The 17510-nt window shown below is 74.4% G+C and carries 14 protein-coding genes; 2 read left to right on the forward strand and 12 right to left on the reverse strand.

Annotated elements, in window-relative coordinates; all coding sequences use genetic code 11:
- Positions 1-57: 57 nt before the first annotated feature.
- Together ilvD and ABD644_RS15590 are read right to left on the reverse strand one after the other, a co-directional pair.
- Positions 58-1761 carry a dihydroxy-acid dehydratase gene (ilvD, locus tag ABD644_RS15585; protein WP_425547446.1) on the reverse strand — a complete coding sequence of 568 codons (1704 nt, stop codon included), beginning with the start codon at positions 1759-1761 and terminating at the stop codon, positions 58-60.
- Between the two features lie 48 nt (positions 1762-1809).
- Positions 1810-2751 carry a 2-hydroxyacid dehydrogenase gene (locus ABD644_RS15590; RefSeq protein WP_344689870.1) on the reverse strand — a complete coding sequence of 314 codons (942 nt, stop codon included), beginning with the start codon at positions 2749-2751 and terminating at the stop codon, positions 1810-1812.
- A 50-nt stretch (positions 2752-2801) separates the two neighbouring features.
- Between ABD644_RS15590 and ABD644_RS15595 the strand changes: the two genes are divergently transcribed.
- A complete protein-coding gene (locus ABD644_RS15595) occupies positions 2802-3956 on the forward strand; it encodes a PQQ-dependent sugar dehydrogenase (RefSeq protein WP_344689871.1) in 1155 nt (384 codons plus the stop codon).
- A 148-nt stretch (positions 3957-4104) separates the two neighbouring features.
- Here the strand turns inward: ABD644_RS15595 and gatB are convergent, their stop codons facing one another.
- Genes gatB through gatC form a run of 4 tightly spaced genes read right to left on the reverse strand, consistent with a single transcriptional unit; the run spans position 4105 to position 7608 of the window.
- A complete protein-coding gene (gene gatB / locus ABD644_RS15600) occupies positions 4105-5604 on the reverse strand; it encodes an Asp-tRNA(Asn)/Glu-tRNA(Gln) amidotransferase subunit GatB (RefSeq protein WP_344689872.1) in 1500 nt (499 codons plus the stop codon).
- A complete protein-coding gene (locus ABD644_RS15605; RefSeq protein ID WP_344689873.1) occupies positions 5601-5789 on the reverse strand; it encodes a hypothetical protein in 189 nt (62 codons plus the stop codon). The genes gatB and ABD644_RS15605 overlap by 4 nt, the downstream gene beginning before the upstream one ends.
- Positions 5786-7294, reverse strand: a complete 1509-nt coding sequence (gene gatA, locus ABD644_RS15610; RefSeq protein WP_344689874.1) for an Asp-tRNA(Asn)/Glu-tRNA(Gln) amidotransferase subunit GatA — start codon at positions 7292-7294, stop codon at positions 5786-5788. Before gatA ends, ABD644_RS15605 begins: the two co-directional genes overlap by 4 nt.
- Positions 7291-7608: an Asp-tRNA(Asn)/Glu-tRNA(Gln) amidotransferase subunit GatC gene (gene gatC, locus ABD644_RS15615; RefSeq protein WP_425547447.1), complete on the reverse strand. Its 318-nt coding sequence runs from the start codon at positions 7606-7608 to the stop codon at positions 7291-7293. Before gatC ends, gatA begins: the two co-directional genes overlap by 4 nt.
- Positions 7609-7824: 216 nt before the next feature.
- Between gatC and ABD644_RS15620 the strand changes: the two genes are divergently transcribed.
- A complete protein-coding gene (locus tag ABD644_RS15620) occupies positions 7825-8493 on the forward strand; it encodes an ACT domain-containing protein (RefSeq protein WP_344689875.1) in 669 nt (222 codons plus the stop codon).
- Here the strand turns inward: ABD644_RS15620 and ligA are convergent.
- From ligA to ABD644_RS15650, 6 genes are all read right to left on the reverse strand, one after another.
- Positions 8490-10646: an NAD-dependent DNA ligase LigA gene (gene ligA / locus ABD644_RS15625; RefSeq protein ID WP_344689876.1), complete on the reverse strand. Its 2157-nt coding sequence runs from the start codon at positions 10644-10646 to the stop codon at positions 8490-8492. The genes ABD644_RS15620 and ligA overlap by 4 nt on opposite strands.
- 32 nt (positions 10647-10678) lie before the next feature.
- Entirely contained in the window at positions 10679-12736 is a 2058-nt protein-coding gene (locus ABD644_RS15630; protein WP_344689877.1) for a DUF222 domain-containing protein, read from the reverse strand.
- 130 nt (positions 12737-12866) lie between these two features.
- Positions 12867-13847: a methionine synthase gene (locus tag ABD644_RS15635; RefSeq protein ID WP_344689878.1), complete on the reverse strand. Its 981-nt coding sequence runs from the start codon at positions 13845-13847 to the stop codon at positions 12867-12869.
- Entirely contained in the window at positions 13844-14896 is a 1053-nt protein-coding gene (mnmA, locus tag ABD644_RS15640; RefSeq protein ID WP_344689879.1) for a tRNA 2-thiouridine(34) synthase MnmA, read from the reverse strand. Before mnmA ends, ABD644_RS15635 begins: the two co-directional genes overlap by 4 nt.
- A gap of 14 nt (positions 14897-14910) precedes the next feature.
- Positions 14911-16101 carry a cysteine desulfurase family protein gene (locus ABD644_RS15645; RefSeq protein WP_344689880.1) on the reverse strand — a complete coding sequence of 397 codons (1191 nt, stop codon included), beginning with the start codon at positions 16099-16101 and terminating at the stop codon, positions 14911-14913.
- Positions 16098-17507 (reverse strand): MFS transporter, encoded by a 1410-nt coding sequence (locus ABD644_RS15650; protein ID WP_344689881.1) that lies wholly within the window; start codon positions 17505-17507, stop codon positions 16098-16100. The genes ABD644_RS15645 and ABD644_RS15650 overlap by 4 nt, the downstream gene beginning before the upstream one ends.
- Positions 17508-17510 lie beyond the last annotated feature (3 nt).

Here is a 17510-nt window from a genome sequence, read left to right on the forward strand (position 1 = left end):
GTGCAGGGCACGTCACCCGTTCGGGGGGTGTCCCCCGAACGGCCTACATCGCGGCGCTCAGCCGCAGATCGCGCCCTGCGCCGCCGAGCCGACGAGCTTGGCGTACTTGCCGAGGACCCCGGTCGTGTACCGCGGGGGCAGCGGCGACCAGCCCTCGCGCCGGGCGGCGAGCTCGTCCTCGTCGACCAGCAGGTCGAGGGTGCGGGCGGCCAGATCCAGGCGGATCCGGTCGCCGTCGCGCACGAACGCGATCGGGCCGCCGTCGGTGGCCTCGGGCGCCACGTGCCCGATGCAGAGGCCGGTCGTACCGCCGGAGAACCGGCCGTCGGTGAGCAGCAGGACGTCCTTGCCGAGGCCGGCACCCTTGATCGCGCCGGTGACGGCGAGCATCTCGCGCATCCCCGGGCCACCCTTGGGTCCCTCGTACCGGATGACGACGACGTCGCCGGGCTGCAGCGTGCCGTGGGTGACGGCGTCCATCGCGCCCTGCTCGCCGTCGAAGACCCGTGCGGTGCCCTCGAAGACCTCGTCCTCGAACCCGGCCGACTTCACGACGGCGCCGTCGGGCGACAGCGAGCCGCGCAGGATCACCAGGCCGCCCGTCTTGTGGATCGGCGCGGTCATCGCGTGGATGATCGTGCCGTCGGGGTCCGGCGGGGCGATCTCGGCGAGGTTCTCGGCCATCGTCTTGCCCGTGACGGTCAGCGCGTCGCCGTGCAGCAGGCCGGCGTCGAGCAGGGCGCGGAGCACGACCGGGACGCCGCCGATGCGGTCGACGTCGGTCATGACGTACCGGCCGAACGGCTTGACATCGGCCAGGAGCGGGGTGCGGTCGCCGATCCGGTTGAAGTCCTCGAGCGTGAGGTCGACCTGGGCCTCGTGCGCGATGGCCATCAGGTGCAGGACGGCGTTGGTGGAGCCGCCCAGCGCCATCACCACGGTGATCGCGTTCTCGAACGCCTGCTTGGTCATGATCTGCCGGGCGGTGATCCCGTGCCGGAGCAGGTTGACGACGGCCTCGCCCGAGGCGACGGCGAACGCGTCGCGGCGGTGGTCGGGCGCCGGCGGGGCGGCGCTGCCGGGCAACGCCATCCCGAGGGCCTCGGCGACGCTGGCCATCGTGTTGGCGGTGTACATGCCCCCGCAGGAACCCATGCCGGGACAGGCGGCCTTCTCGATGGCGTCGAGCTCGTCACGGGTGATCAGCCCGCGGGCGCACGCCCCGACGCCCTCGAAGACGTCGATGATCGTGAGGTCGCGGTCGCCGAGCCGACCCGGCAGCGTGGAGCCGGAGTAGAGGAAGACGCTGGCCAGGTCGAGCCTGGCCGCGGCCATGAGCATGCCGGGCAGGGACTTGTCGCAGCCGGCCAGCAGGACCGAACCGTCGAGGCGCTCGGCGAACATGACCGTCTCCACCGAGTCGGCGATGACCTCGCGCGACACCAGGGAGGCGCGCATGCCCTCGTGCCCCATGGAGATGCCGTCGGACACCGAGATCGTGCCGAACTCCAGCGGGTAGCCACCGGCGACGTGCACGCCCTCCTTGGCCCGCTTGGCCAGCCGGTCGAGCGACAGGTTGCAGGGCGTGATCTCGTTCCAGGAGGAGGCGACGCCGATCTGCGGCTTGTCCCAGTCGTCGTCGCCCATCCCGACCGCACGGAGCATCGCGCGGGCGGGCGCCTTGGTGTCGCCGTCGGTCACCTCCCAGCTGCGCGGCTTCATCGTGCTGCTGCCGGTGGGGCGATCCTCGACGGTGCTCACGATCGGCGATGCTAGGCGCAGGCCATCACGAGGTCAGCACGCACGGGGTCAGTAGCGGTCGACGACGTTGACCAGCGGCTCTCCCGCCAGCACGCGCGCGAGCTGGTCGGTCACCGCGGCCGCCGCGCGCTCGTCGGTGTCCGGGATGGCGCCGGCGACGTGCGGGGTGAGCAGCAGGCCCGGCGCCGACCACAGCGGGTGCCCTTCGGGCAGCGGCTCGGGATCGGTGACGTCGAGCGCCGCGCGGAGTCGCCCGCTGGTGAGTTCGGCGAGCAGCGCGTCGGTGTCGACGACCACCCCGCGGGCGGCGTTGACGAGCAGGGCGCCGTCCGGCATCGCGGCGAGGAACGCCGCGTCGACCATGCCGACCGTCTCGGGGGTCACCGGGACGAGCAGCACGACGACGTCGGCGTGCGGGAGGAGGTCGGGCAGTTCCGCCGTCGACCGGACCCCGGCGCGGGCGGTCCGCGCCACGTGGGTGAGCTCGACGTCGAATCCGGTGAGCATCGCGCCGACGGCCTGCGCGATGTCCCCGGCGCCGACCACCAGCACCCGGGCACCGACGAGGCTGCGCTGGGTGCCGAACGACCACCGACCCGCGTCCTGCTCCCGCACGAAGAACGGGATCCCGCGCTGCGCGGCGAGCATCGCCGTCATGACCCACTCCGCGGTCGCGGGCGTGTGCGCACCGCGCGCGTTGCACAGCACGACACCCTCGGGCAGCCTTCCGACGAATCGCTCCGCGCCGGCGCTGAGCAGCTGGACCAGCCGCAGCCGGGGCAGCGCCTCGAGGAATCCCGGCGGGATCGCGGTGCCGCCACCGGGCACCCACACCTGCGCCTGAGCGGCCTCCCCCGCCGGCGGGCCGTCGGTCGGCGTCACCCGGTGGGCACGCACCCGCGGGGAGACCGCCTCGGCGGCGGCGGCCAGTGCGGTCGACGGGACCAGCACGTGCAGCGGCTCGTCGGAGCGCAGATCCAGGGTGGGCACGGGCACCGACTGTAGGCGGCAGGGCGCAGGTCGCACGTACTGTGATCGGGGTGAGCGGGCGAGTGCGGGTCGGAGTCGTCGCGCTGCTGGCGAGCGTGACGATCGCCGGCTGCGGGACCGATGGCTACCAGCCCAGCGGACCGTTCCGCCCCCTGCCCGAGGGTGCTCCCCCGCAGGTCGGTCCGCCGACGTCCAGCGCCCCGCAGCCCGGCCGGCCGGCCGAACCCGGCTCCGAGGGCGAGGGCGGGGATCCGAACGTGGTCGCCTCCGGCCTGGAGGTCCCCACCCCGCTCGTGCTGATGGCCGACGGCACCGCCGTCGTCGGGGAGCGCGACACCGGGCGCCTGGTGCAGGTCTTCCCCGACCGGTCGCCGCCCCGCGAGCTGATGACCGTGCCCGGGCTCGACACCACCGGCGACGGCGGCCTGCTCGGGCTGGCGGTCTCCCCGACGTACGCCGAGGACGGGCTGTTCTACGCCTACGTGACGACGCCGACCGACAACCGCGTCGTCCGCTTCCCGCTCGGCGGCACCCCCAACCCGGTGTTCACCGGCATCCCCCGCGGCCAGGTGCACAACGGCGGTGGGCTCGTGTTCGGCGTCGACGGCGACCTCTACGTCGGCACCGGGGACACCGGCAACCCGGCGCTGGCCGGCGCACCCGGCTCGCTGGCCGGTGTGGTGCTGCGGATCGACGTCTTCGGCCAGGCCGTCGGCGGCACGGACCCCGTCTACACGCGGGGGCACCGCGACGTCACGGCGCTCTGCCAGGGCGGGGACCTCTCGCTGTTCGCCACCGACGAGGGCAGCGACGGTCCCGACGAGCTGAACCAGCTCGTCGCCGGCCACGACTACCGCCCCGGCGGCAAGGCGCCGGTGGCCGAGATCCTCGCCGAGGAGGGCGGCCTCGGCGGCTGCGCCATCGGCGGCGACGCGGAGTCGGGGATCGCGTTCGTCGGCGCGCTCGACGGCGAGCGCGTCCACGTGCTCCCGCTCGGGGAGCAGCCCGAGGACGGCAGCACACCCGAACTGCCGGAGGAACTCCTCGGCGGTCAGTACGGGCGGCTGCGCACGGTCGTCCTCGACGTCGAGGGCGCGCTGTGGATCACCACGTCCAACCGGGACGGCGTGGGCACCCCCGGCGAGGGCGACGACAAGGTGCTGCGCATCCTCCCGCCGAACTCCGGCCAGGAATCCCCGCTATGACTCTGTCGTCCTCCGGACGACACCGCGGCCATGACCCTGTCGTCCTCCGGACGACACCGCGGCCAGGTGCCGTTCCCGGCGTGAGCTGAGCCCATCAGTCGTCCTCGGCGGGAACCCTCCGGGCCCCACACCGACGACGACCAGAGCCTCAGCTGACCAGGCGCTCCTCGAGCATCCGCTTGACGGTCGCCGCGTCGGCCTTGCCGCGGGTGGTCTTCATGACGGCCCCGACCAGGGCGCCGATCGCCTGCACCTTGCCGCCGCGGACCTTGTCGGCCACGTCGGGGTTGCTCTCGATCGCCGCGTCGACGGCGGCGACGAGCTCGTCCGAATCGCCCATGACGGCCAGCCCGCGCGCCTCGACGACCTGTGCCGGGCCGCCCTCACCGGCCAGCACGCCGTCGAGCGCCTGACGGGCCAGCTGGTCGTTGATCGTGCCGGCGGCGACGAGCCCGACCAGCTCGGCCACCTGCGCCGGGGTGACCGCGAGCTCGCCCAGCTCCACACCCGCGTCGTTGGCCCGGCGGGCCAGCTCGCCGAGCCACCACTTGCGGGCGTCGGCGGGCGAGGCGCCGGCCGCGACCGTGTCGCTGACCAGTTCGACGGCGCCGGCGTTGACCAGCCAGGCCATCTCGGTGGGCGCGATGCCCCACTCGTCGGTCAGCCGGGCGCGGCGGGCGGCCGGCAGCTCGGGCAGCGTGGCAGCCAGCTTGGCCACCCACTCCTCGTCGGGGGCGACCGGCACCAGGTCGGGCTCGGGGAAGTACCGGTAGTCGGTGGCCTCCTCCTTGCTCCGGCCGGGCGACGTCGTCGCGCTGTCCTCGTGGAAGTGCCGGGTCTCCTGGACGATCCGCTCGCCCGCGTCGAGGACGGCGGCCTGCCGGCGCATCTCGAACCGGACGGCGCGCTCCACCGACCGCAGCGAGTTCACGTTCTTGGTCTCGGTCCGGGTGCCCCACTCGAGGCTGCCGATGGGCGCCAGGGAGGTGTTGACGTCGCAGCGCAGGTTGCCCTGCTCCATGCGGACCTCGGAGACCCCGAGCGCGAGCAGGATCTCGCGGAGCTCCGTCACGTACGCCCGGGCGACCTCCGGCGCCTTGCCCCCGACGTTCGGGATCGGCCGGGTGACGATCTCCACCAGCGGGATCCCGGCCCGGTTGTAGTCGATCAGCGAGTGCGAGGCGCCGTGGATGCGCCCGGTGGAGCCGCCGACGTGGAGGTTCTTGCCCGTGTCCTCCTCCAGGTGCACGCGCTCGATCTCGACGCGGTACGTCTCGCCGTCGACCTCGACGTCGAGGTGCCCCGCGGTGCAGAGCGGTTCGTCGTACTGGGTCGTCTGGAAGCCCTTGGGGATGTCCGGGTAGAAGTAGTTCTTGCGGGCGAACCGGCACCAGGTGGCGATCCGGCAGCCCAGGGCGAGGCCGATGCGGATCGTCGCCTCGATCGCGGCGGCGTTGGCCACGGGCAGCGAGCCGGGCAGGCCCAGGCAGACCGGGCAGGTCTGGGTGTTGGGCTCGGCGCCGAAGGTGGTCGAGCAGCCGCAGAACATCTTCGAGGCAGTGCCCAGCTCGACGTGCGTCTCGAGGCCGATCACCGGCTCGTAGCGGGTGAGGACCTCGTCGAAGTCGACCAGCGGATCGGGGCTCACGGGTTGTGCTCCTCCTTCGTGGCGGCTCGCTCGCTGCGCCCGGTGAGCAGGGCGCCGACGGCGGTCAGCACGCCCAGGACGATGAAGACGGCGAAGACGGCGCGGCCGGTGATCAGCCAGCCGGCGGCGCCGGCGAGGATCACGAAGGCGGTGAGGCCCCACGCGGCCTTCAGCGCCCCGCTCACGCGGCAGCCCCCGTCAGGCGGTCGATCAGCGGCCCGCCCGACGCCGCCTCCAGTGCCGCCGCGACCTGGTAGCAGCGGTCGTCGGCCAGCGCCGGGGCCATGATCTGGAAGCCGACCGGCAGGCCGTCGGACAGTCCGCAGGGCACCGAGATCGCCGGCACCCCGGCCAGACTCGCCGGCAGGGTGCACAGGTCGGCGGCGTACATCGCCACCGGGTCGTCGACGCGCGACCCCAGGGGGAAGGCCACGGTCGGCGTCGTCGGGCTGACCAGCACGTCCACGTCGGCGAAGCCGGCGGAGAAGTCGCGGCTGATCAGCGTGCGCACCTTCTGCGCCTGGCCGTAGTAGGCCTCGTAGTAGCCGCTGGACAGCGCGTACGTGCCGAGGATGATCCGGCGCTTCACCTCGGGGCCGAAGCCCTGTTCCCGCGTCAGCGCCATGACCTCGTCGAGGTCGCGGTCGCCGTCGTCGCCGACCCGCAGGCCGTACCGCACCCCGTCGAACCGGGCCAGGTTGGAGGAGGCCTCGCTGGGGGCGATCAGGTAGTACGCCGGCAGGGCGAGGTCGAAGGCGGGGCAGGAGACCTCGCGGACCTCGGCGCCCATGCCCTCGAGCAGCGCGACGGCCTCGGCGAACCGGTCGAGCACGCCCTGTTCGTAGCCGTCGCGGTGGCCCTCGCCGCCGAGTTCACGGACGACGCCGACCTTCAGGCCGGACAGGTCGCCGTCGGCGCCGCGACGGGCGCACTCGGCGAGCACGGGGACCGGCGAGTCGATGCTCGTGGAGTCCAGCGGGTCGTGACCGGCGATGGCCTCGTGCAGGAGGGCCGCGTCGAGGACGGTGCGGGCCATGGGACCGGCCTGGTCCAGGCTCGAGGAGAAGGCGATCAGCCCGTAGCGGGAGACCGAGCCGTAGGTGGGCTTGTGGCCCACCAGGCCGGTGAGCGCGGCCGGCTGCCGGATCGAGCCGCCGGTGTCGGTGCCGATCGCCCACGGGGCGAGGCCGCCGGCCACGGCGGCGGAGGAGCCGCCGGAGGACCCGCCGGGGATGCGCTCGGGGTCCCACGGGTTGCGCGTCACGCCGTAGGCCGAGTTCTCGGTGGAGGAGCCCATCGCGAACTCGTCCATGTTGGTCTTGCCCAGCAGCACCGTGCCCGCGGCCTTGAGCCGGGCGGCGACAGTGGCGTCGTACGGCGGCCGCCAGCCCTCGAGGATCTTCGAGCCGCTGGTCGTCGGCACGCCCTCGGTGACGACGACGTCCTTCAGGGCGACGGGGATGCCCGCCAGGCCGTCACCGGCGGACCCGGCCGCGTCGATCTCCTCGGCGCGAGCCAGCGCGACGTCGGCGTCGACGTGCAGGTAGGAGCCCAGCCGGCCGTCCTCGGCCGCGATCCGGTCGAGGTAGGCGCGGGTCACCTCGACCGACGAGAGCTCCCGGGCCTTCAGGGCGCGGGCGAGATCGGCCGCGGAGGTGGTGGTCAGGTCGCTGCGCTCGGGGGCGCTCATTCCTCCTCCCCCAGGATGCGGGGGACGCGGAAGCGGTCGTCCTCGGCGGCGGGGGCGCCGGCCAGGACGACGTCGCGGGGCAGGCTCGGCCGCGTGACGTCGGGGCGCATCACGTTCGTCATGGGGACGGCGTGCGTCGTCGGTGGCACGTCCGCGACGGGGGCCTGCTGCACCTGGGCCACCGCGTCCAGGACAGCGGATAGCTGGCCGGCGTAGAGGTCGAGCTCCTCGTCGGTGACCGCCAGGCGGGAGAGCCGCGCCAGGTGGGCTATCTCCTCGCGGGTCACGCGGACATTCCGGGAGAGCGTGCTCACTGGGGTGCGGACTCCATTTCGGTGCTGCTCGACGGCTGGTTCTCGACGGCGGTGCCCGACGGCGTCGTGCTCGGCCGTCGCTGCGGGCGCGCCCGCGGACCCTGCCACTCTACGTGGGGCAGCGCGGCGGGCAGCCGGCCTTCCGGCGCGTGAGAAGCTGGACGCACACGATCGACGGAGATCGGCCGCATCTTTCGAGGACGACCCGGAGGAACCGTGTCCTATCTCCTGCGTCTGGTGGTTCCCGACCGGCCCGGCATCCTGGGCGCCGTGGCGACCGCCCTCGGCGACGCCGGCATCGACATCGTGTCGGTGGACGTGCTGGAACGCGGGGGCGGTGTCGCCGTGGACGACGTCGTGGTCGACCTGCCCCGTGACCGGCTGCCCGACAGCCTGATCACCGCCGTCCGGGCCGTGCCCGGGGTCGAGGTGGAGGCGCTGCGACCCTTCGCCGGTCCCCTGGACACCCACCGCGAGCTGGAACTGCTGGAGGCGCTGGCCCGGGCGGGCGAGGGGACCTCGGTGAAGCTGCTCGCCGCCGAGCTGCCGCGGGTGTTCCACAGCGGCTGGGCGGTGGTGCTCTCCGCGACGGGCGCCGGCGCGTGGGAGGTGGCGGCGGCGTCCGACGCCGCGCCGGGCTTCGATGGCCTGACCGTGCCGTGGATGCCGCTGTCCGGCCCGAAGCTGCTGCCCAGCGAGGACGACTGGATGCCCGAGCGCTGGCGGGAGATGGCCCTGGAGATGATGGTCGCCCCGTTCGGCGGGCCCGGTTGCGCGGTCGTGCTCGGCCGGTCGGGCGGCCCCGCCTTCCGTCGCTCGGAGCTGCTGCGCCTGGCGCACCTGACCGGCATCGCGACCACCGTGGCGTCGCTGCCCCCGGCTTAGCTGCCGTCGGCCTGGCTGCCGTCACCGATCGTCGCCACCTCCCGGGCGGCGTCGGGCCCGGCCTCCAGCAGGACGCGGAACCCGTCGTCGTCGAGGATCGGTGCCTTCACCTGCACGGCCTTGTCGTACTTGCTGCCCGGGTCGGCGCCGACGACGACGAAGCCGGTCTTCTTCGACACCGAACCGGTGACCTTGCCGCCGCGCTCCTGGATCGCGGCGGTGGCCTGATCGCGGCTGTAGTCGCGCAGCGAACCGGTGACGACGACGGTGACGCCGGTGAGCGGACCGGGGCCGGTGTCGGCGCTCTCGTCGACCATGCGCACGCCGGCGCGACGCCACTTCTCGACCACTTCGCGGTGCCAGTCGACGGCGAACCAGTCACGGATCGACCGGGCGATCGTGGGCCCGACCCCGTCGGCGGCGGCCAGGTCCTCCTCGCTCGCCTCGGCGACCCGGTCGAGGGAGCGGAAGTCGCGGGCCAGTGCCTGCGCGGCGGTCGGGCCCACGTGGCGGATCGAGAGGCCGACCAGCACCCGCCACAGCGGGACGTCCTTGCGGGTCTGCAGATTGGCCAGCAGCTTGGTGCCGTTGGCCGAGAGCGTGCCGTCCTTCTTCGTGAAGAAGTCGGTCCGCTCGAGCTTCTCCGCGTCGAGGAAGAAGATGTCGCCCTCGTCCTGCAGCAGCCCGCCCTCCAGGAGCGCGATCGCCGCCTCGTAGCCGAGCACCTCGATGTCGAAGGCGCCTCGGCCGGCGACGTGGAAGACGCGCTCGCGCAACTGCGCCGGGCAGGACCGCGAGTTCGGGCAGCGGATGTCGGCGTCGCCCTCCTTCTCCGGCCGCAGCTCGGTGCCGCACTCGGGGCAGTGGGTCGGCATGACGAACTCGCGCTCGGAGCCGTCGCGGTCGGCGACGATCGGGCCGAGCACCTCGGGGATCACGTCACCGGCCTTGCGGATGACGACGGTGTCGCCGATCAGCACGCCCTTGCGCTTGACCTCGCTGGCGTTGTGCAGCGTCGCGAGCTGCACGGTGGAGCCGGCCACCTTCACCGGCTCCATGAACGCGAACGGCGTCACCCGGCCGGTGCGCCCGACGTTGACGCGGATGTCGAGGAGCGTGGTGGTCGCCTCCTCCGGGGGGTACTTGAAGGCGATCGCCCACCGGGGAGCGCGCGAGGTGGAGCCCAGCCGGCGTTGCAGCGCGATCTGGTCGACCTTGACGACCACGCCGTCGATCTCGTGCTCGACCGAGTGCCGCTGCTCGCGGTAGCGCTCGATGTAGGCCCAGACGCCCTCGAGGTCGTCGACCACCTCGAACCGGTCGCTCGTGGGCAGGCCGAGCTGCCGCAGCCGGACGTACGCCTCGGACTGCTGCTCGGGCTGCCAGCCGTCGTGGGAGCCGATCCCGTGCACGATCATCCGCAGCGGCCGGGAGGCGGTGACCCGCGGATCCTTCTGCCGCAGCGAGCCGGCGGCGGCGTTGCGCGGATTGGCGAACGGCGCCTTGCCCTGCTCGACCATGGCGGCGTTGAGGTCGGCGAACGCGGTGACCGGGAAGTAGATCTCGCCGCGGACCTCGAGCTGGGCGGGCAGATCTCCGTCCACGTCGCTCGCATCCAGCTGGTGCGGGATGCCCTCCAGCGTGCGGACGTTGGCGGTGACGTCCTCTCCCGTCGTCCCGTCGCCGCGGGTGGCGGCGCGGACCAGACGGCCGTGCTCGTAGAGCAGCGCCACTGCCAGCCCGTCGATCTTCAGCTCGCACAGGAACCGCGCACCGGTGCCGGCCTCGCGTTCCACGCGGGCGGCCCAGGCCGACAGCTCGTCGCTGGAGAAGGCGTTGTCGAGGCTCTGCATGCGCTCGAGGTGCTGGACCGGCGAGAAGGTCGCCGCGAACCCGCCGTTCACCTTCTGGCTGGGTGAGTCGGGCGTGACCAGCGCCGGGTGGGCCGCCTCGAGCGCCTTGAGCTCGGCCATCAGCGCGTCGTACTGACCGTCGCTGATGGTCGGCTGGTCGAGCACGTAGTAGGCGAAGTTGTGCCGGTCGAGCTCCTCGGAGAGGTCCCGGTGCCTGGTCCTGGCGTCGTCGGGGACCTCGGTGACGTCCTCCTGGTCGGCGACGGCCGCGACCGTCGGTTCGTCGAGTTCGGCGCTCACGGACGAAACGGTATCCGGCGATGACGACATGATCAGAAGGGCGGCGGATCGGTGGACGCGACCATCCCGGTGGGGGTGGTGACGGTGAGGGTGCCCTCGGCCGAGAGGTCGTAGCGCCAGCCCGGTGCCTGGTGCTTGCCGCGGTGGTGACCGGTGCAGAACCCGACCATGCCCTGCGCCGCCGTCGGGCCGTCGGGATAGGCGACGTTGTGGTCCAGCTCGCCACCCCGCGGCACCCGGCCGCGGCAGCCGGGCTGGCGGCACCGGCGGTCGCGGGCGCGCAGGAACCGGTCGAGGGCTGCCCCGGGCCGGTAGGTGTCGCACTCGGGCGGTGGGCCGAGACCGGGACGACCGGTCAGGTCGTGATCGCACACTCGCCGCCCGGTGCGACAGGCCCGCGCCCCGCAGGTTGCCGCGGCTCGCAGCCCCGGGGCGTCGGTCAGGGCGAGCAGTGCACCGGTGAGGGCGTCGGTCAGCGCGATCCGCGGCCGGTCGGCCAGCCCACCACCCGCGGTGCGTTGCAGGAGAGCGCCCAGCGCAGCACGCCGGTCGGCGGTGGCATGCGCCAGCGCCGTCAGCGCGTCGGGAGCGGCCGAGATGCGGGCCGCCGCAGACTCCTCCCAGGCGTCGCGATCGGCCCGGTCGGCCCGTTCCGCGGCGTCGACGGCCCGCTGGGCACGGTTCAGGGCCCGGTCCACCGCCAGCTGCGCGGCCCCCGCCGCGTCGACGGCGGCGTCTGCGGCCGCCCACCAGGAAGGCTCGGCCGCTGCCGCTGCCGCTGCCCCGCCGTCGTCGGCCGCTGCCACGGAGGTGTCGCCGGGGGACGGCCCCCGCGCAGACGTCTCCCCCGGTGCTCGACGCATCGGCACCGGCTCGTCGTCGTCCTCGACGAAGCCGAACAGGAGGGCCCAGTGCGGGTCATCGGCCAGCTCCCGGGCCGTCTCGGCCCACAACCGCTCGAGTTCGTCCGGGGGTGGGTCGTCCTCGCCGCCCCACTCCCCGCGCGCCACCCGGGCCTCGACCTCGGCCCACCACGCCTCGTCGGCGGCGGCCAGCAGGCTGTCGTGGGTCGCGGGGTCGGCGTCGAACTCGAGGTCGTCGAAGCTCCCGGCCGGACACGCGCCGTCGGGAGGACCATCGTCGGCGGGGGCAGGCAGGAGGCCCAGGCCTTGGGCGAGTGCGCGGGCCATCTCCGCCGGGACCGGATCGCCGCCGACCTCCGCCGGCTGGTCCCCACCCACCATCGTGGCCACCGGTGCGACCACGGTGACGTCGGCCCGGACCACCGGCAGGTCGGACTCCCCCGGGCGCAGCACCAGGTCCAGCAGGCAGTCGGCCATCTTCTGCTGCCGGCTCCGGGGCGGCCCGGCGGCCGGATCGTCGACGAGTGCGTCGGCGTAGGCACCCAGCGCCTCGACCAGCGCTGCCGCCTCGGGCACCGTCAGCAGCGCACACAGGGTGGCCATCCCGTCGACCCGATCGGCTTGGACGTACACGCCTCGACGGCGCAGCTGCTCCTCCAGGTCCCGCGCCGCGTCGCGCACGTTGCGGGCCAGCAGCTCACGGCGGATCTTCGCGCCCAGCTGCGCCGGGGTGGTGACATGCCGCCTGCCCACCCACGCGAGCAGGTCGGCCTCCAGCCGGGCGCGGATGGCGGCGTCGGCGACCGTGGCCACCTTGTCGAGCATCGGCCACAGGTGACCCTGGTGCAGCAGACCGGACTCCAGCGCCTCCAGTGTGCGCGGCAGCCGCCGCACGACGGTCAGCGCTCGCGCCAGCTCGATCTCCGCCGTGCGCGTGGGGATGGCGAACGCGATCGCGACCTCCTGCGCCGCCCACTCGCTCACGTCGGCGAGCACCTCCGGCCGCGCGGCGCGCCGGTCGGCACTCATCGCGCCCTTCTCCCCGGGACGGCGGTCGGCCGAGGCCGGGCGGGTGGCGGCGAAGGCGGCCAGCTTCCGGAACCGCGCAGCGGTCTCCCGCGCGATCCTGCGATGCGCGACCTGCGCCTCACCCAGTGGGCCCGACGCCCAGCCGACAGCCGGCGGCGGGAACCCGTCCCCCTGGCCGTGCGGCGCGTCGTCGTCCATGCGTTCGATCATACGTTCGATCACCGACAGAAACGCGCCGTCCACAGCCCGAATCTCGGGGGGCCGATCAAGTGGAACGGCTGCCCGGCGGGATGCCGGCCAGGAGCGGGCGAACCGGACCGACAGCCCGTCACTCCGGCTGCAGGTACTTCGCCGCCTCGCGCAGGTGGGTCATCGCCGACCTCGCGTAGCCCGGCGTCGCCCCGGCCAGGCCGCACGCAGGCGTGAGGGTCACGGCACCGGCAAGGTCGTCGGCCGCGAACCCGAGTTCGTTCCACCAGGCCTGCACCCGCGAGGCCGTCGCCTTAGGCGCCGGCAGCGCCGCATCGACGCCGGGCACGACGCCGACCAGCAGGTGCACTCCCGCGTCGACCGACTCCCCCACGGCGTCGAGGTCCTGCACCAGCCCGAGGTCGAAGGAGACCGCGGCGGCCCCGGCCCGGCGGAACAGGGCCAGCGGCATGCGCGGGGCGCAGCAGTGCAGCACGACCGGCACGGACGACCCCGCGACGACGGCCGCGAGTTCCTGCTCGGCGACAGACTCCTCGACCGCCGCCAGCCGACCGAACCCGCTCGCCGTCGGCAGCGCGCCCTGCAGCACGGCGGGCATCGACGGCTCGTCGAGCTGCACCACGATCTGGGCGCCGGGCACCCGCGCCGCGACGTCGGCCACGTGGACGGCCAGCCCCTCGGTCAGCGACTGGGCGAGATCGCGGCGTGCGCCGGCGTCGACGACGGCGCGGTCACCCCGAGAGCGCTCCAGCGAGGCGGCCAGCGTCCAGGGGCCGGCGGCCTGCAGCTTGAGCGGCCCGGCCCACCCGTCGGCGACGTCGGTGAGCGCGTCCAGATCGCGGGCGAGGAACTCCCGGGCCCGCCGAAGGTCGATCCCCGATCGCGGGACCAGGCGCCAGCCGGCCGGTGTGATGTCCACGGCGAGGTCGACCAGCAACGCCGCCGTCCGGCCGATCATGTCGGCACCCGCACCGCGGCCGGGCAGCTCGGGCAGGTGCGGGAATTCGGGCAGCTCGCCCAGCACCAGCCGCATCGCCTCGATCGGGTCGGCGCCGGGCAGCGAACCGACGCCGGTCGCGCCGCCCCGGGGAAAGGTCACGCGGCCGCCAGGACGGCGCCCTGGCCGAGCACCCGGTCCCCGGCGGCGGGGTCGGGCGCGTAGAGCACCGCGGACTGGCCGGGAGCGACGCCCCGCTGCTGGGAGTCCAGCCGGATCACCAGGCCGTCGCCGTCGGCGGAGACCTCGCAGCCCACCGGCGTCCCGTGGGCCCGCAGCTGCACCTCGGCACGGAACGGCAGGGACGGCGCCGGACCGGTCCAGGACGGGACGCCGGTACGCACCTCGCCCACCCCGGCGAGCTCCGCCGTCCCGATCGTCACCGTCCGGGACACCGGCTCGATGCCGAGGACGTACCGCGGCCGCGAGTCACCGACCGCGACGCCCAGCCCGCGGCGCTGGCCGACCGTGAACCCGTACGTGCCGTCGTGCTCGCCGACCGTGGCTCCCGTGGCGGCGTCGACGACCGGTCCGGGCAGGCTGCCCAGCCGCCGCGCCAGGAAGCCGCGGGTGTCGCCGTCGGGGATGAAGCAGATGTCGTGCGAGTCGGGCTTGGCCGCCACAGCGAAGCCGCGGGCCGCCGCGATCTCGCGCACCCGGTCCTTGGTCATCCCGCCGAGGGGGAACCAGGCGCCCGCGAGCTGCTCGGCGGTCAGCACGCCGAGCACGTACGACTGGTCCTTGGCCGCGTCGACCGACCGGCGCAACGAGCCGTCGGCCAGCCGGGCATGGTGGCCGGTGACGACGACGTCGAAGCCGAGCGCCTGCGCGCGATCGAGCACGGCCGAGAACTTGATCTTCTCGTTGCAGCGCAGGCACGGGTTGGGGGTGCGGCCGGCCGCGTACTCGGCGACGAAGTCGTCGACCACGTCCTCGGTGAATCGCTCGGCGAGGTCCCACACGTAGAAGGGGATGCCGAGCTCGTCGGCGACCCGGCGGGCGTCGTGCGCGTCCTCGACGCTGCAGCACCCCCGGGCGCCGCTGCGCAGCGTCTGGCGGTCCGGGGAGAGGGCCAGGTGGACGCCGGTGACGTCGTGCCCCGCGTCGACGGCCAGGGCGGCGGCGACCGCGGAGTCCACTCCCCCGCTCATCGCGGCGAGCACCCTCATCGGGACCCCAGCCCCGCGCGCCGGGCCCGCTCGACCACCGGGCCGATCACCTCGAGCACCGCGTCGACGTCGGAGTCGCCGGTGGTGTGGCCGAGGGTGAACCGCAGGGAGCCGCGGGCCCGGGCGGTGTCGGCGCCGACGGCGAGCAGCACGTGGCTGGGCCGGGCGATGCCGGCGTTGCACGCCGACCCGGTCGAGCACTCGATGCCCTTGGCGTCGAGGAGCATGAGCAGGGCGTCGCCCTCGGCGCCGGGGAAGGACAGGTGCGCGTTGCCGGGCAGCCGGCCGGGACCACCGGCGAGCACGTCGTCGAGGGGCGCGCCGTTGAGCTGGGCATCGGGCACCACGCCCTGGATGCCGGCGACCAGCCGGTCGCGCAGGGCGGCGAGCCGCGGCGCCCGGTCGGCCCGCGCCGCGACGGCGCTGGTCGTGGCCACCTGGAGGCCGACGATGGCCGCGACGTCGAGGGTGCCCGAGCGCACGTCGCGCTCCTGGCCACCGCCGTGCAGCAGCGGCGTGCAGTCGGCGTCGCGGCGCAGGAGGAGCACTCCGGCGCCCATCGGGCCGCCGAGCTTGTGACCGGTCATCGTCAGGGCGTCCACCCCGCTGGCGGCGAAGTCGACCGGCACCTGGCCGACCGCCTGCACCGCGTCGGTGTGCATCGGCACGCCCACGGCGTGCGCGACCTCCGCCAGGGCGGCGACGTCGCTGACCGTCCCGATCTCGTTGTTCGCCCACATCACGCTGACGAGGGCGACGTCGGAGCCGTCGCCGAGCGCGTCGGCCAGGGCGTCCGGCACGACCCGGCCGGTGGGCTCGACCGGGAGCCAGGTGATCTCCGCGCCGTCGTGCTTGGCCAGCCACTCGACGCTGTCGAGGACGGCGTGGTGCTCGGCCGGGCTGACCACGATGCGGCGGCGCGCGGCATCGGCCTGCCGGCGCGCCCAGTACAGGCCCTTCACGGCGAGGTTGTCGCTCTCGGTGCCGCCGCTGGTGAACAGGACCTCCGACGGCCGCGCACCCAGGGCGGCGGCCAGCCGCTCCCGCGACTGCTCGGCGACCCGCCGCGCGGCCCGGCCGCTCGCGTGCAGCGAGGAGGCGTTGCCCACGCGGCCCAGCTGCTCGGTCATGGCAGCCAGCACCTCGGGGAGCACCGGCGTGGTCGCCGCGTGGTCCAGATAGGTCATGACGCCGCCAGGGTAGTCGCGCCGGGCAGGGGTGCCGGAGGCGTCACTCCGGCACCGGCCCGCGGCGCGACGACGGCACCGAGGGCGGCCACCGCGGTGAGGACGACGACGGCCACCAGTACCGCGGTCGTCAGCGCCATCAGTCCGGAGGCGGCGGCAGCCACCAGCACACCGATCGCTCCGATGCACAGGGCCGAGCCGGTGACGTCGGCGATCTGGAAGGCCGCGGAGTCCGCGCCCCGCCGGTGCTCGGGCGACTGGTCGAGCAGAAGCACCCCGACGCTGGGCATGCCCAGCCCCATGCCGAGGCCGGCGACCCCCCAGGTCAGGTACGCGGGCCAGCCACCGAAGCCCGGGACGGCGACCAGCGCCGTGCCGGCCACGCCGAGGGCGAGGAGCACGAAGCCGGCTCGCAGGAGGACGACGCGGGCGATGTCGGGCCGCCGGCCCTGCAGCTGCGAGGCAGCCGCCCATCCCAGCGCGCCGGCGGTCAGCGGGATGCCCGCCGTCGTCGGGCTGTACCCGTGCAGCTGGGTGAGGGTCAGCGGCAGGAGCGCGTCCATGCCGAAGAAGGAACCGGCCAGCAGGCCGCGGGCACCGACGACGGCGGGCAGCCCGCGACGGATGCGCACGGTCCCGGGCGGCAGCAGCGCACGCAGGCCGGCCGCCAGCGCGAGGAGCCCGGCCGCCCCGACGGCCACCGCCACCAGGTCGAGCCGCTGACCCGCGTACTGCAGGGCCCCGATGCCGACACCGGTGAGCGCCGCCCACCACCGCCGCGCCGGAACGGGTGGGGCCGCGTCGGCGGGAGCGGTGAGCGCGCGGAGGGCCGGCAGCACCAGCGCGAGGCCTACCGCGATCAGCGGCAGCAGCCCGAGGAACACCAGCCGCCAGGTCAGGTGGGTGGTCACCAGGCCGGCGATCACCGGACCCACCAGCGCGGGCAGCACCCACGCGGCGGAGATGGCGCCGAACAGCTTGGGCCGCAACGCCGGCTCGTACGCCTGCCCGGCGACGACGTACAGCGAGACGGCGATCATCCCGGCGCCGACGCCCTGCACCGCGCGGGCCGCCACGAACAGGGCCATGTGCCCGGCCAGCCCGCCGCCGAGCAGGCCGGCGGCGAACACGCCGACACCGACGAGCAGCGCGGTGCGCGGTCCGCGGCGGTCACCCGCGTCGCCGCCCACCACCATCCCGACGACGGAGGCCACGAGGTAGGCGCTGAACGGCCACCCGTACCAGGCCAGACCGTCGAGCTCGGTGACCGCGGTGGGCATCGCCGTCGCCACGGCCATGGACTCGAACGCGATGAACGTGACGAGCATCAGCAGCCCGGCGGTGGTCAGCCGGTGGGCCTTGTCGAAGACCCCCGACGGGGTGCCGGCCTGCACCCTGTTCCCCACCAC

The sequence above is a fragment of the Blastococcus jejuensis genome (genome assembly GCF_039534705.1).
In the GTDB taxonomy this organism is placed as follows: Bacteria; Actinomycetota; Actinomycetes; order Mycobacteriales; family Geodermatophilaceae; genus Blastococcus_B; species Blastococcus_B jejuensis.

Bases quoted from the DNA above. Each gene is read 5' to 3' on its own strand.
- gatA (WP_344689874.1), bottom strand. From the start codon at position 7,294: ATGAGCGCCCCCGAGCGCAGCGACCTGACCACCACCTCCGCGGCCGAT.
- ABD644_RS15630 (WP_344689877.1), bottom strand. From the start codon at position 12,736: ATGGACGACGACGCGCCGCACGGCCAGGGGGACGGGTTCCCGCCGCCG.
- mnmA (WP_344689879.1), bottom strand. From the start codon at position 14,896: ATGAGCGGGGGAGTGGACTCCGCGGTCGCCGCCGCCCTGGCCGTCGAC.
- ABD644_RS15645 (WP_344689880.1), bottom strand. From the start codon at position 16,101: ATGACCTATCTGGACCACGCGGCGACCACGCCGGTGCTCCCCGAGGTG.